Origin of the sequence: Mesorhizobium sp. M0174, assembly GCF_040322275.1 — a bacterium.
GTDB lineage: Bacteria > Pseudomonadota > Alphaproteobacteria > Rhizobiales > Rhizobiaceae > Mesorhizobium.
Map to the genome: position 1 here is coordinate 302,111 of NZ_JAMYTB010000001.1, position 13,443 is coordinate 315,553.

Here is a 13,443-nt window from a genome sequence, read left to right on the forward strand (position 1 = left end):
CCGCGACCCTTCGACGTGGCTAACGATCGATTTCTCCGAACACGATGTCGAGCGAGCCGATGATCGCGGCAACATCGGCGATCATATGGCCTCGGGACAGGAAATCCATCGCCTGCAGGTGAGCGAACGAAGGTGCGCGGATCTTGCATCGGTAGGGAACATTGCCTCCGTCCGACACGAGGTAGACGCCGAACTCGCCCTTCGGCGCCTCGACGGCGGCATAGACTTCACCGCTCGGCACGCGAATGCCTTCGGTGTAGAGTTTGAAATGGTGGATCGTCGCTTCCATCGAGCGCTTCGTCGTGGCACGCGGCGGCGGCGTGATCTTGTGGTTCGGGATCGCGACCGGTCCCTGGCCTTCGGGTGAGCGCAACTTTTCCAGGCATTGCCGCATGATCCGCACCGACTGGCGCATTTCCTCCATGCGTACGAGATAGCGGTCGTAGCAGTCGCCATGCTTGCCGACCGGAATATCGAAATCCATCTCCGAATAGCATTCGTATGGCTGCGCCTTGCGCAAATCCCAGGATGCCCCCGATCCGCGCACCATCACGCCGGAAAAGCCCCAGGCCCAGGCATCATCGAGGCCGATCACGCCGACATCGACATTGCGCTGTTTGAAGATGCGGTTCTCGGTCAACAGCTCGTCGAGATTGTCGCAGACCTTGAGGAACGGATCGCAGAACTTCCAGATGTCGTCGAGGAGTTCCGGCGGCAGATCCTGATGCACGCCGCCGACCCTGAAATAATTCGCGTGCATGCGGGCGCCGGACGCGCGCTCATAAAAGACCATCAGCTTCTCGCGCTCGGCGAAACCCCAGAGCGGCGGCGTCAGCGCGCCGATGTCCATGGCTTGCGTGGTGACGTTGAGGAGGTGCGACAGCAGCCGGCCTATTTCGCAGAAAAGCACGCGAATGAGCTGTCCGCGTTTCGGAACCGATATTTCGAGGAGCTTCTCGGCGGCGAGACAGAATGCATGCTCCTGGTTCATCGGCGCGACGTAGTCGAGCCGGTCGAAATAGGGCAAGGCCTGCAGGTAGTTCTTGTATTCGATGAGCTTTTCGGTGCCGCGATGCAGCAGGCCGATATGGGGATCGGCGCGTTCCACGATCTCGCCGTCGAGTTCGAGCACCAGCCGCAGGACGCCGTGAGCGGAGGGATGTTGTGGCCCGAAATTGATGGTGAAGTTGCGAACTGCAGCCTCGACCATGACAGTCCTCCGCGATCAGGCGGGCTTTGGTTCCGTGCCGGAGCCGGCTTGTCCGCTTTCAGCCGCTCACGTCGTCGTCTGGATGATCAGCGTCAGCGTGCCGTCGCCGTCGATATTGGCCGCCACGACCTGCGTGGAATTGAGCCCGTTCGCCGCCAGTGCCGATGCCGCCTGCGGCGATGCGTCGATCGAACTTTGCAGGATGCGCAAATCCTCGGCGCTGGTCTGGGTGACGACGGCCTCCGCCTGTGCCTTGATGTCAGGAGGCAGATCCTCCATCGCCACGATTGTCACTGCGGTGAAATTCTGGGCGGAGAAGGCATCGTCCGGTGTAGCCTGGTCGGGAGTGGTCCCTTGGGGCGTGGCTTGCTCCGGCAAGGTTTGCGGCGCCGTCGGCGGCACAGGGGCAAGCTCTGGTCCCACGGATTGCGCATAGACCGGCGAGGCAAGGGCCAGTGCCGAAAGTGTGGCAATTGTCGTCGATAGGCGCATGGCCGTTTCCTTCCGTTTGCTCAGCGGACGATCAATTCGGTGACGACAAAACCATCGTGTCGAAATATGGTTCCGTGACTGAGGTGCTGTCTTGTACTGAGTGCTGTCTGGCCGAAAGCCGTGATTGTCGCGGAGAGCAGGGCGCGAAATCCGGCGTTGCCTGTCTCAGGCAGCGGCGTGGCTGCGATCGGGCTGCGGCCAGCGCTGCAAGGCTTCACGGCCCTGGGCGGTCAGTTCGTAGATCCCGCGATCGGTGCGCGCGAACCAGCGATACACGTTGTGCAGCAGAATCTTAGGTGCGTTCGGCAGGTTGGGCTTCAAGTCACGCGGCCGTTTTGGGCCGTCGGCGAGTGCTGCGGCGCATGCCAGTGCCTGCTGGCGATAAGCGGTCATGATCGGCGCACGTGAGCCGCCGCCGGCGACAGGATCGCCCTGCCGACGCCGATGTTCGTCGATTAGTTTCGAGCGGCGCCGGGGATCCCGACGCGGGGCCAATGCCGTCGGGCTGAGCAGCACCTGAACCTCGCCGTTCGGTCGCACGCCAAGCAGGCCAAAGCCGAGCCGACGGCAGAGATTGCGGTATCTCACGTCACTCTCGCGGCCCTTGCCGCGGGCCGACATGCATGCCGCGAGCCAGACCTCGTCGCTCGCCGCCATACGGTCGACGCCCTGGAGGATGAGCTCGAGATTGAACTTCAGCTTCAGCTCGCAGATGACGACGATCGGTGGAGAGTCGGCACTCAGCGCCAGCAGATCGCAGCCGCCGATCTCGCCCTTGACCATAAATCCCAGGCCTTCGAGGAAGGCCTTGACCGGGCTGTAGAGTGAAGTTTCGAGCATGGGCCTTTGTTGGCTGCGAATCATCCCGCCGATCGGCGGTTCAGCGCGATGATCGCTCTTTGCCGTTGAACAGGAGGTAAACGACGGCCAAACAAATGGTCAGAGCAGTGCCGCGGCCGCTTGCGAATTTGGTATGCTGGTATAATGTGTACCTGAGGTAGCATGCTCCGCGTGGCTGCGCTGGACATCCGGGCGCCCGAGACATCGTCCAGGCATCGTCATTTGAGCGGCGGCTTCCCCGCGTTTTTTAATCCGCCAGCCGGCGGCAATGTGCATACAAGTCAATGAGATGACGATCGGTAGGGCCGTCGTTGGAATTCAGGAGTAACGGACATATGACAACGATTGCGCTGTTTGGTGCAGGCGGCAAAATGGGTTACCGTCTGGCAACCAATTTTCGCGGATCTTCGTATACGATACGCCATGTCGAGGTCAGCGACGCCGGCCGCGAGCGGCTGAAGTCGGGCCTCGGCATCGATGCCGTCAGCGCCGATGAGGCGCTTGATGGCGCCGATGTGGTGATCCTGGCTGTGCCGGACACGCACATCGGCAAGGTTGCGGCGAGTATCGAGAGCAAGCTTGCGTCAGGCACGATGGTCGTCGTGCTCGACGCCGCGGCACCTTTCGCCGGGCATTTGCCGAACCGGCCGGATCTGACCTATTTCGTCACCCACCCCTGCCATCCGCCGATCTTCAACGATGAGACCGACATGGCGGCCAAGAAGGACTATTTCGGCGGCGTCAAGGCCAAGCAGCATATGGTCAGCGCCTTGATGCAGGGACCGGAGGAGGATTTCGCCAAGGGTGAGGCGATCGCAAAGATCATCTGGGCGCCGGTCATGCGCTCCCATCGCGTCACTGTCGATCAGATGGCCCTGCTCGAGCCCGGCCTTTCGGAAACGGTATGCGCTTCGCTGCTCGTCGTCATGAAAGAGGCGGTCGACGAGGTGGTGGCGCGCGGGGTCGACAAGCAGGCGGCGCTCGACTTCCTGCTTGGTCATATGAACGTGCTTGGCGCCGTCATCTTCGGCGAGACCAAAGGCGTGTTCTCCGACGCATGCAACAAGGCGATAGAGTTCGGCAAGCCGGTTCTGATGCGCGACGACTGGAAACGGGTGTTCGAGCCGGAGGAGATTGCCGCGAGCATTCAGCGCATCACTTGAGGGCAGTGACGCGTCTTCGGAACATGTCACCTGAAATTGTCATTGACTCATTATACCAGTTGCCTTAGCTGTTCGATGGATCGGACCGTCAAGCTTCGCAGCAGGCTCAGGGGCCAGATGAGTGGGGGGTAGTGGGAAGCGATCCGTCGAAGTGAAGCCGGCAAAGGCTTGTGAATCTGACGCGACCCGCCACCTACGGCCGGCTAGCGAAATCGAATGCATATAGCCTTGGGACAAGGCGCGGATTTTCAACGGGAGGAATACATGAAACTGACACGCAGAATGACGCTTGCGGCTTTCGCCGGCATGCTGGCGCTTGGCACCGCCGCGCCCGCCTATGCGGCGGATTTGATCGCCATCATCACGCCCTCGCATGACAATCCGTTCTTCAAGGCGGAAGCTGTCGGCGCGGAGGCCAAGGCCAAGGAACTCGGCTACGAGGCGTTGGTGCTCGTCCATGACGACGACGCCAACAAGCAGTCCGAATTGATCGATACGGCGATCGGCCGCGGCGCCAAGGCGATCATCCTCGACAATGCCGGTGCCGACGCCACAGTCGCTGCGGTGCAGAAGGCCAAGGACGCAGGCGTTCCTTCCTTCCTGATCGATCGCGAGATCAATGCCACCGGCGTTGCCGTCGCGCAGATCGTCTCCAACAATTATCAGGGCGCCCAGCTCGGCGCGCAGGAATTCGTCAAGCTGATGGGCGAGAAGGGTAATTTCGTCGAGCTCGTCGGCAAAGAATCCGACACCAATGCCGGCATCCGCTCCAAGGGTTACCACGACGTCATCGACGACTATCCGGACCTGAAGATGGTGGCGCAGCAGTCGGCCAATTGGAGCCAGACCGAGGCCTACTCAAAGATGGAATCGATCCTCCAGGCCAATCCGGACATCAAGGGCGTGATCTCCGGCAACGACACGATGGCGATGGGCGCCTATGCGGCACTTGCCGCTGCCGGTCGCAAGGACGTCATCGTCGTCGGCTTCGACGGGTCGAACGACGTGCGCGACTCGATAACTTCCGGCGGCATCAAGGCGACGGTCCTGCAGCCGGCCTTCGCGCAGGCACAGATGGCGGTCGAGCAGGCCAACGACTTCATCAAGAACAAGAAGTCTCCGGCCGAGGAAAAGCAATTGATGGATTGCGTCCTGGTCAATGGCGACAATGCCGCCGAGCTGGAGACATTCGCGCTCACCAACTGAGCCGGCGTAACATCAAGCGCAAGGGACGAGCTCCGGTTCGTCCCTTGCTTCCATTTCGCCCTTGCTTCCATTTCTGGGTGCTCCTGACCACCATGCCGAACGAGCCGACATGTTCAACACGCTGACCCGGCCGATCCTTGTCGTGTCGTTCCTTGCAGCTATAGTCAGCCTGACCGCCTGCAAGATCCTGCCGACGCCGTCAGCGGAAAACGGCGGCCCTGGCTCGGCGTTCAATCCCGACAAGATGGTCGAGGACATCTGGGCGGCGAAAGTGGTACCCTATCTGCAGCAGAAGGCCGGCCAGTTTCCCGAGGTTCATGCTTTGGCGAAGACCGATCCCGCCGCTGCCGGTGCCAAATACGGCAATCCGAAAAAGCAGGCGAATTCGCCGTGGACCTTCGCCGTCCGGCTCGAGGGCAAGGTCGTTGCAGCCAATACACAGTCACGCGCGGCGACAATGGACGTCGATGCCGACGGCGACGGCAAGGCGGATGCGCGGGTGCAGATCGGACCCGCCATGCGCGGCACAGCGCTGCGCGACAGCCTTGACTTCATTCAATTCAACGATTTCACCAACCAGATCGACTTCGCCCAGTTCGGCAAGGCCTTCAACGCCTACGCCGACAAGACCGTGCTTTCCAAGCTGCCGCGCGAGGCACTCGAGGGCCGAAGCGTCAAGATCCTCGGTGCCTATACGCCAGGCAGCGGCCGGGACCTGCCGCTGGTGACGCCGGCGGAGGCAGAGCTCGGGCCGAAGCCATGACCGGCGATCAAGACGTCATCCTGAAGCTGGAGGATGTCTCGAAAGTGTATTCGGGCACCGTCGCGGTCAAACGTGCGAATTTTGAGGTGCGCAAGGGTGCGGTCAACGTGCTGGTCGGCGAAAACGGGGCCGGCAAATCGACGCTGATGAAGATCATCGCCGGCGTCGAGCAGCCGACGCTCGGGCGCATTCTGCTGGACGGCGAGGAGGTCTCCCTCTCGTCATCCGGGGACGCGGTAAATCGCGGCATCGGCATGGTGTTCCAGGAGCTCAACCTGTTCGGCAATCTGACCGTCGCCGAAAATATTTTTGCCACCCGCGAGATCACCAACCGCTTCCGCAAAATCGACCGCAAAGAGCAGGAGCGCCGCGCGGCGGAATTTCTTGAACGCCTGGAGGCTGGCATCCGGCCGGACATGCTGGTCGAGGATCTGCGCATCGGCCAGCAGCAGCTGGTCGAGATCGCCAAGGCGGTTTCGCTCGATGCGCGCATCCTGATCATGGACGAGCCGACCTCGGCGCTCAGCGCGGCGGAAGTCGAGATCCTGTTCAAGGTGATTGCCGACCTCAAGGCGCGCGGCGTGGCAATCGTCTACATCTCGCATCGGCTCGAGGAATTGATCCGCATCGGCGACACCATCACGGTGCTGCGCGACGGGCGCATCACCGGCCAGGCGAAGATGAAAGACGTCGACACCCAGTGGGTCGTGCGGCAGATGATCGGCTCGGACGCCAAGGACTTCGCCAAGGCCGACGGCCATGTGCCGGGCGACGAGATATTCCGCGCCGAGGACATTTGCCTACCGCGCGTCACCGGCGGGCTTGCGGTCGACCACGTCTCGCTGTCGCTGCGCGCTGGCGAGATCCTCGGCATCTACGGCCTGATGGGCGCCGGACGCAGCGAGCTGTTCGATTGCATCATGGGCCGCCACGGCCATTCGACCGGCGCGATATTCATTGCCGGCAAAAAGGTGCACGAGCGCGACACGACACGGCGCATCCGGCGCGGGCTGGCGCTGATCCCCGAAGACCGCCAACGCGAAGGGCTGGTGTCGATCCTCTCCGTCGCCAGCAATCTGACTCTGGCCAGCCTGTCGCGGTTCGTGCGCCTGTTCCACATTCGTGGTGCCGCCGAACGACAGGCGGTGACCCAGACGATACGCGAACTGGCCATCAAGGTCGCCGATCCGACGCAGGAAGTCTCGTCGCTGTCGGGCGGCAACCAGCAGAAGGTGGTGATCGGCAAGGCGCTGCTCACCGGACCGAAGGTGCTGCTGATGGACGAGCCGAGTCGCGGCATCGACGTCGGCGCCAAGGCCGACGTTTTCCGCACCATGCGCAAGCTGTCGCGCGACGGTCTGGGGATCCTGTTTGCCACCTCCGATCTCGACGAAGTGATGGCGTTGTCCGACCGTATCGCGGTGATGAGCAATGGAAAATTGACCGGTATCTTCGATCGCGCGGAGGCGACTGAGGCCGCGCTCGTCGCTGCCTCGGCCCTCGGCCACGGCCCGGTCCCGCACGGAGAGCAAGGCGCATGACTGACATTCCAGCCAAGGCGGTGGTCAACTCCATTTCGAGCGGCTCGGTCCTGCTGACGCTGATGAAGGCGAGGACGTTCATCGCGCTGATCGCCGTGCTGTTATTCTTCTCGATAGCTGCCCCTAATTTCCTATCGGCCGCCAATCTTATCCTGATGTCGAAGCACGTGGCGTTGAACGCATTCCTCGCAATGGGCATGACCTTCGTCATCATCACCGGCGGCATCGACCTGTCGGTCGGCTCGATCGTCGGCCTGTGCGGCATGGTGGCCGGCTATCTCGTGCTGAACGGCGTCGACCTGCAGGTCGGCTACACCATCTATTTCAACGTCTTCGAGATCGCGCTGATCACGCTTGCCGTCGGCATATTGATCGGCGCCGTCAACGGCTTGCTGATCACCAGGCTTAACGTTGCGCCATTCATCGCCACGCTCGGCGTGCTCTATGTCGCACGCGGCCTGGCACTGCTGTCGTCCGACGGGCGCACCTTCCCCAATCTCGTCGGCAAGCCGGAGCTCGGCACCACGGGGTTCGGCTTCCTCGGCGCCGGCCGGCTGCTTGGCTTGCCGGTTTCGATATGGATATTGGTCGTCGTCGCACTGGGGGCGGCCTATCTCGCCAGATACACTCCGCTCGGCCGCCATATCTTCGCCGTTGGCGGCAATGAGCGGGCGGCGCGGATTTCGGGCGTCCGCGTCAACATGGTGAAGATGTTCGTCTACATGTTTTCCGGGTTCTGCGCGGCGATCGTCGGGCTGATCATCTCGTCCGAACTGATGGCCTCGCATCCGGCGACCGGAGAGAGCTTCGAACTCAACGCCATTGCCGCGGCAGTGCTCGGTGGCACCTCGATGTCGGGCGGACGCGGCGCCATCGGCGGCACCATTGTCGGCGCCTTCGTAATCGGCATCCTTTCGGACGGGCTGGTGATGATGGGGGTGAGCTCGTTCTGGCAAATGGTAATCAAGGGCCTCGTCATCATCGTAGCCGTTGTCGTCGACCAAGCCCAGCGCCGGCTGCAGAGCCGTGTCACGCTGATGCAGATGGCAAAGGCCGGCTGACATGGCGGAGCTGCGTGGCGCGCTGATCGGCTGCGGCTTCTTTGCCGTCAACCAGATGCATGCCTGGCGCGACATAGAGAGCGCTTCGATTGCCGCCATCTGCGACCGCGATCCGGACCGGTTAAGGGTGGTCGGCGACCAGTTCGGCATCGCGCGGCGCTATACCGACGCTGCTGCGCTGTTTGCCGGCGAAAGGTTGGATTTCGTCGACATCGCTACCACCGTACCAAGCCACAGAACGCTGGTGGAGATGGCGGCGCAGTATGGCGTTCCGGTAATCTGCCAAAAGCCGTTCGCGCCGTCGCTTGCCGACGCCAAGGCCATGGTGAAAGCCTGCGCCGACGCCGGCGTGCCGTTGATGGTGCATGAGAATTTTCGCTGGCAGTCGCCGATCCAGGCGGTGCGTGCGGTGCTCGACAGCGGCGAAATCGGCACCCCCTTCTTCGGACGGATCTCGTTCCGATCGGCTTATGACGTGTTTTCCGGCCAGCCCTATCTGGCGACCGGAAGGCGCTTCATTATTGAGGATCTAGGCATTCATATCCTCGACATCGCCCGCTTTCTGCTGGGCGACGTCTCGACGGTCACCGCGCGAACGGCGCGCGTCAATCCCGGCATAACCGGCGAGGACGTTGCGACGATGCTGATGGACCACACGGGCGGCGCCACTTCCGTGGTCGACTGCAGCTACGCCAGCAAGCTCGCGACAGAGCCGTTCCCCGAGACGCTGATCGAGATCGACGGCAAGGATGGCACGATCCGGCTGGCGCAGGGCTACCGCCTCACCGTCACCGGCAGGAGCGGGACGGTCGGTAGCGACGTCTCGCCGCCGCTGCTGGCCTGGGCATCGCGGCCGTGGCACAACATCCAGGAAAGCGTCGTCGCCATTCAAAAACATTGGGTCGATTGCCTGACCAACGGAACCGAGCCCGCGACCTCCGGCGCGGACAACCTTAAAACATTAGCGCTGGTCGAGGCAGCGTACGCCGGCGCCGCAAGCCGGGAGCCGGTGCAACTCGACGCCTTGCTGAAATGACAGCCAACGCCTTCCTCCTCTACGGCACAGGTGCCGTTGAAGCCGAACCGGTCAGGCTGCAAGCCGGCGCGCTGACGGCGGACTTCGTCAACGGCAATCTGCGCACCATTCGGCATGGCGGCACCGAAGTTCTGCGCGCTATCGCCTACATCGTCAGGGATCGCGACTGGGGCACCTACGAGCCGAGACTGGCCGATCTTGCCATCGAACAAAATGCCGAGGCTTTTTCCGTCAGCTATTCGGCAAATTGCCGGGCACCGGACGGCAGCCGGCTCGACTTCCGCGCCACCATCAAGGGCTCCGCCGATGGTAAATTGGTCTTCGACGTGAGCGCTCTTCCCGACAGCGATTTCGAAACCAATCGCTGCGGCTTCTGCATCCTGCATCCGATTGCCGGCTTGGCCGGCAGCCCGGTCACGGTCGAGCATACCGATGGCAGCGTGGTCGCGACCAGGCTTCCAGAGCTGATCGATCCCTGGCAGCCTTTCAAGGATCTGCGGGCGATCACCCATGAGGTCCGGCCGGGCGTCACCGCTGAATGCCGGATGGAAGGCGACATTTTCGAGATGGAGGACCAGCGCAACTGGTCGGATGCCTCCTACAAGACCTATGTCCGGCCGCTCGCGCTGCCATGGTCATACATGCTGCCTGCCGGCGAGACCTTCCGCCAGACCATCAGCTTGCGGATGGAGGGTGGCGGGAAAGTGCCGGCTGCCGCGGCAAGCGCCGAACCGATTCGTGTCACGCTCGGCCAAGCCGGACCGGCGCTGCCGGATATCGCCGTGATCATCTATCCGGATGAGGTCGAGGCGGCGCTGGGCAAGCTGCCGATGCTGTCCGAGCTTGGCCCGCAGCAATTGATGTTCCACTATGACCCGACGCGCGGCCACGAGCTCGATGCCTTGCGATCCTACGCCCGGCTCGCCGCCGCCTATCCGGTCCGGACAACGCTCGAATGTGTCATTGCCGGCGACGGCGATCTCGACGCCGAGCTTTCAGGCGTCGCCGACAGGGTGCGGCAGGCCGGGCTCAAGCTTTCGGCCATTGCCGTTTCGCCCTCGGTCGACCGGCAGTCGACGCCACCGGGCAGCGCGTGGCCGCACTGCCCGCTGCTCGAGGACGTCTATGCCGCGACGCGGCGCGCCTTTCCCGACAGCCGCCTCGGCGGCGGCATGTTCAGCTATTTCACCGAACTCAATCGCAAGCGCGTGCCGGCCGATCCGCTCGATTTCGTCACGCATTGCACCTGCCCGATCGTGCACGCCGCCGACGATCTCAGCGTCATGCAATCGTTGGAGGCGCTGCCTTCCATCACAGCCTCGGTGAGGGCGATCTTCGGGCCAAAACCCTATCGGATCGGGCCGTCGACCATTGCCATGCGCCAGAACCCCTATGGCGGTGCGACCAAGGCCAATCCCGACAGTCAGCGCATTGCCATGGCCGACCGCGACCCTCGCCATACCGGGCTGTTCGGAGCCGCATGGACGATCGGCTATGCCGCACGTGTTGCGCCGGCTGGCCTCGAAATACCGACGCTCTGCAGCTTCACCGGACCATTCGGCGTGCTGGCCTCGTCGGGCGAACCTGTCGAAGACGGTACACCCCGGCCGATTTTCCACGCGGTGAAAGGACTTTGCGATCTGGCCGGCCATGCGCATGTGGCGGCGACAACGACCGATGAGAGGCGGGTGCTGGCACTTGCCGGCCGCTCCCAGACAGGCAAGATCATCATCTGGCTGGCGAACCTTACCCCGGTCGATGTTCCGGTCGACGTTTCCGGGCTCGGCTCCGATCAGGGCCCTCTCAAGATTTGGAATGGACGACTGTCACGCCAGATTCCGCGCGATACGTCGGGCCGAGACCATCTTGTGATGACACCCTACGCAATCGTCCGGATCGGCTGAAGTCATTTGCCGAGGCTCATGGGTAGCCGCACTTGCGTAGCGGTTGCGTGTAGCCGCAGCACTCCGCTGCCGAGTTGTCACCGGATTTGCTTTCGAAACTCGCCCGGTGCCATTCCAGTTGTCTTGGAAAAAAGACGGCTGAACGAGGCGACGTCCTGATAACCCACCCGATAGCAAATTTCTGAAACGCTCAGTTTCGTTTCCTCAAGCATGGACCTTGCCAACTCCAGCCGCCTTTCCTGGATCCATTTTCCCGGCGTTGTCTGGAGTTCGTCGAAAAACCTGCGAGACAGGGTTCGCGAAGACATGCCCAATTCGGTTGCCAGAAATTTCAGATCGATTTCCGACATCTTGTCTTTCGAGAGCTCACGCAACTTGTCCTCGAATGGGCTGGCTCCGTTCGAAATTCCATCGAGGGAAAATTCGTAGGGACTCTGGAATGTGCGCGGCGGCGGGAGAACCAGAAGTTTTCGAATGATCCGCTCTTCCTTCGAGAAGCCCAGATCGATCAGCAAAGCCTGGCGAGTTCGAGTCCGGAAAACCCGCCTCCGCATGTGTAGAGGCGGTCCTGGCGAATGAGGAGCCGGGAAGCGTCCCATCGCACTTGCGGAAACCGGCGGCTTGCCTCGGCTCTCAGCCACCAGGATATCGTCGCGCGTTTACCGTCCAATAATCCCGAATTGGCGAGCAGATAACACGCGCCGCAATGTGCTGCGATGATTGCGTCCTGCTGCTGCGCGAGCGCGATCAGCGGTTTTGAATGTTCACTCTCCTCGTCGAGCGAGCGCAGAAGCTCCGGAATCTCGACACCCGGCATGGCAATGAGAATCAGGACATCCATTTTCCGGGATGGTTGAGCCTTTGTCGGGAAAGAAATTCCGGTGCTTGATGCCGACGGCGCGCTCCTTGAAACGAACTCACAGGAGAGAACCTGCGAACGGCAGACGTCATTCACAAGCTGAAACATTTCCACGAGCGTCGAGACGACGGCCGAATAGAAATTCGACGGCAGCCAGATCACAACGTGGAGGCTCCTGACAGCCATTGCGGTACTCCAGTGTCGTTCTCGTGGATGGCAAGCCTAGCATAGTCTTTGCAAGAATTGCCAATTCCAGAACAAGCGCGCGGGCTCCAGGAGGGCCTATGCGGGCTTGCTGATGAAGGCGGGGCCGCGGAAATCCATGGCTGCGAAGATGCAAATGCTGAAATCGTTGAATGAAAACACGCGGCAAATACATCGGATTCAGAGGGCAACAGAAAACTGCGTCGGTCCGGGCTCAGGCTGATCTGTGGTCAGTCAGTAGGCCGAGAGCAAGGTGCCGGCCGCTACGCCGGTCCGGACCTTGCTCCTGATTTTCAGCTGCCGGAGTTCATCACGTAAAGCGCACGCGAGCGTTCGAGGTGCTTGATCATCGCCTTCTCGGCGCCATCCGCATCCTTGGCTTCGATGCGTCCGATGATCTCTTCGTGCTCGGTCAGCGTGAACTTTTCCTTGCCGGTCCAGATCAGCATTTCGGTGTGGTATTCCTTTAGCCAGCCAAGCATTGCCTCGCTGACGGCGACATAGATCGGGTTGCCGGATATTGCCGAGATCTGGGTGTGGAATTTCATGTCGGCGGATATGAAGGCTTCCGAGTCGCCACGATGGCTGCGCTGCTCTGCAACCGTTGCGCGCAACCGCTGCACGTCCTCGGCGGTTGCCTTCTCCGCGGCCTCCCTGACCATGCCGCGCTCGAAGAAGATACGCGCGTTCTTGAGGTGCTCCAGCGTGTCCTTCGACGACGACAGGATGATCTTGGCGGCGCCGTCGACCTGTTTGATGATCGACTTGGCGGTCAGCTGCAGCACTTTCGCCCGTTCGCCATGCGAGATCGCGACGAGGCCCATATTGCTCAATGCCTGCATTGCCTCGCGGATCGCCGGCCTGCCGACCTCGAAGCGCTCCATCAATTCGCGCTCCGATGGCATGTCGTCACCCGGCAGCAATTCGCCGCTGGTGATCAGGCGCTTCAGTCTCAAGAATACTTCGTCGGAAAGCTTGCGCCGGACGATCGGCTCCGAACGGTTCATCGTCGCGAATCACTCCTTTGACCTGCCCCTATCTAGCATTTCCGGCGCGAATTCCGGAACGCCTGCTGCCGGCTCGCCCGGCTCTGCCCAGCCGGATAGGGCTTGCAAAGCTTATGTACTCATTATACCAGATTTCAAGGGCCAAGGAACCTTTTTC

Annotated in this window: 13 protein-coding genes; 7 read left to right on the forward strand and 6 right to left on the reverse strand. The window is 61.8% G+C overall.

The genetic code is table 11. The features are described 5' to 3' along the window. Positions 1–19: 19 nt before the first annotated feature. The 3 genes from NKJ13_RS01445 to NKJ13_RS01455 all read right to left on the reverse strand — a co-directional run bounded on the left by NKJ13_RS01445 (position 20) and on the right by NKJ13_RS01455 (position 2,542). The gene (locus tag NKJ13_RS01445; RefSeq protein WP_352736958.1) at positions 20–1,210 is read right to left on the reverse strand and encodes an NADH-quinone oxidoreductase subunit D; all 1,191 of its coding nucleotides are present in this window, start codon (positions 1,208–1,210) and stop codon (positions 20–22) included. 66 nt (positions 1,211–1,276) lie between these two features. After that, complete coding sequence (locus tag NKJ13_RS01450; protein ID WP_254817016.1) at positions 1,277–1,702, reverse strand: hypothetical protein; 426 nt, start codon at positions 1,700–1,702, stop codon at positions 1,277–1,279. A 165-nt stretch (positions 1,703–1,867) separates the two neighbouring features. Further along, positions 1,868–2,542: a DUF2161 domain-containing phosphodiesterase gene (locus NKJ13_RS01455; RefSeq protein ID WP_352478434.1), complete on the reverse strand. Its 675-nt coding sequence runs from the start codon at positions 2,540–2,542 to the stop codon at positions 1,868–1,870. Positions 2,543–2,877: 335 nt separating this feature from the next. Between NKJ13_RS01455 and NKJ13_RS01460 the strand changes: the two genes are divergently transcribed. From NKJ13_RS01460 to apnL, 7 genes are all read left to right on the forward strand, one after another. Next, a complete protein-coding gene (locus tag NKJ13_RS01460) occupies positions 2,878–3,705 on the forward strand; it encodes a phosphogluconate dehydrogenase C-terminal domain-containing protein (RefSeq protein WP_352736957.1) in 828 nt (275 codons plus the stop codon). A gap of 264 nt (positions 3,706–3,969) precedes the next feature. Further along, complete coding sequence (locus NKJ13_RS01465; RefSeq protein WP_352736956.1) at positions 3,970–4,911, forward strand: D-ribose ABC transporter substrate-binding protein; 942 nt, start codon at positions 3,970–3,972, stop codon at positions 4,909–4,911. A gap of 109 nt (positions 4,912–5,020) precedes the next feature. Beyond that, positions 5,021–5,674, forward strand: a complete 654-nt coding sequence (locus NKJ13_RS01470; RefSeq protein ID WP_352702870.1) for a DUF2291 family protein — start codon at positions 5,021–5,023, stop codon at positions 5,672–5,674. Beyond that, positions 5,671–7,215 (forward strand): sugar ABC transporter ATP-binding protein, encoded by a 1,545-nt coding sequence (locus NKJ13_RS01475; RefSeq protein WP_352736955.1) that lies wholly within the window; start codon positions 5,671–5,673, stop codon positions 7,213–7,215. The genes NKJ13_RS01470 and NKJ13_RS01475 overlap by 4 nt, the downstream gene beginning before the upstream one ends. Further along, positions 7,212–8,276: an ABC transporter permease gene (locus NKJ13_RS01480; protein WP_352506278.1), complete on the forward strand. Its 1,065-nt coding sequence runs from the start codon at positions 7,212–7,214 to the stop codon at positions 8,274–8,276. The genes NKJ13_RS01475 and NKJ13_RS01480 overlap by 4 nt, the downstream gene beginning before the upstream one ends. A gap of 1 nt (position 8,277) precedes the next feature. Next, positions 8,278–9,312 carry a Gfo/Idh/MocA family protein gene (locus NKJ13_RS01485; RefSeq protein WP_352506277.1) on the forward strand — a complete coding sequence of 345 codons (1,035 nt, stop codon included), beginning with the start codon at positions 8,278–8,280 and terminating at the stop codon, positions 9,310–9,312. After that, the gene (gene apnL / locus NKJ13_RS01490) at positions 9,309–11,216 is read left to right on the forward strand and encodes a D-apionate lactonase (protein WP_352776984.1); all 1,908 of its coding nucleotides are present in this window, start codon (positions 9,309–9,311) and stop codon (positions 11,214–11,216) included. Before NKJ13_RS01485 ends, apnL begins: the two co-directional genes overlap by 4 nt. 77 nt (positions 11,217–11,293) lie before the next feature. On the opposite strand, the gene NKJ13_RS01495 is transcribed toward apnL, so the two are convergent. From NKJ13_RS01495 to NKJ13_RS01505, 3 genes are all read right to left on the reverse strand, one after another. Further along, positions 11,294–11,731 (reverse strand): helix-turn-helix domain-containing protein, encoded by a 438-nt coding sequence (locus NKJ13_RS01495; protein WP_352736954.1) that lies wholly within the window; start codon positions 11,729–11,731, stop codon positions 11,294–11,296. Then, the gene (locus NKJ13_RS01500) at positions 11,725–12,261 is read right to left on the reverse strand and encodes a helix-turn-helix domain-containing protein (RefSeq protein ID WP_352776986.1); all 537 of its coding nucleotides are present in this window, start codon (positions 12,259–12,261) and stop codon (positions 11,725–11,727) included. The genes NKJ13_RS01495 and NKJ13_RS01500 overlap by 7 nt, the downstream gene beginning before the upstream one ends. Before the next feature lie 311 nt (positions 12,262–12,572). Next, positions 12,573–13,286, reverse strand: a complete 714-nt coding sequence (locus tag NKJ13_RS01505) for a transcriptional regulator NanR (protein WP_023720267.1) — start codon at positions 13,284–13,286, stop codon at positions 12,573–12,575. Between the last annotated feature and the right edge of the window lie 157 nt (positions 13,287–13,443).

Bases quoted from the DNA above. Each gene is read 5' to 3' on its own strand.
- NKJ13_RS01445 (WP_352736958.1), bottom strand. From the start codon at position 1,210: ATGGTCGAGGCTGCAGTTCGCAACTTCACCATCAATTTCGGGCCACAA.
- NKJ13_RS01450 (WP_254817016.1), bottom strand. From the start codon at position 1,702: ATGCGCCTATCGACGACAATTGCCACACTTTCGGCACTGGCCCTTGCC.
- NKJ13_RS01455 (WP_352478434.1), bottom strand. From the start codon at position 2,542: ATGCTCGAAACTTCACTCTACAGCCCGGTCAAGGCCTTCCTCGAAGGC.
- NKJ13_RS01460 (WP_352736957.1), top strand. From the start codon at position 2,878: ATGACAACGATTGCGCTGTTTGGTGCAGGCGGCAAAATGGGTTACCGT.
- NKJ13_RS01465 (WP_352736956.1), top strand. From the start codon at position 3,970: ATGAAACTGACACGCAGAATGACGCTTGCGGCTTTCGCCGGCATGCTG.
- NKJ13_RS01470 (WP_352702870.1), top strand. From the start codon at position 5,021: ATGTTCAACACGCTGACCCGGCCGATCCTTGTCGTGTCGTTCCTTGCA.
- NKJ13_RS01475 (WP_352736955.1), top strand. From the start codon at position 5,671: ATGACCGGCGATCAAGACGTCATCCTGAAGCTGGAGGATGTCTCGAAA.
- NKJ13_RS01480 (WP_352506278.1), top strand. From the start codon at position 7,212: ATGACTGACATTCCAGCCAAGGCGGTGGTCAACTCCATTTCGAGCGGC.
- NKJ13_RS01485 (WP_352506277.1), top strand. From the start codon at position 8,278: ATGGCGGAGCTGCGTGGCGCGCTGATCGGCTGCGGCTTCTTTGCCGTC.
- apnL (WP_352776984.1), top strand. From the start codon at position 9,309: ATGACAGCCAACGCCTTCCTCCTCTACGGCACAGGTGCCGTTGAAGCC.
- NKJ13_RS01500 (WP_352776986.1), bottom strand. From the start codon at position 12,261: ATGGCTGTCAGGAGCCTCCACGTTGTGATCTGGCTGCCGTCGAATTTC.
- NKJ13_RS01505 (WP_023720267.1), bottom strand. From the start codon at position 13,286: ATGAACCGTTCGGAGCCGATCGTCCGGCGCAAGCTTTCCGACGAAGTA.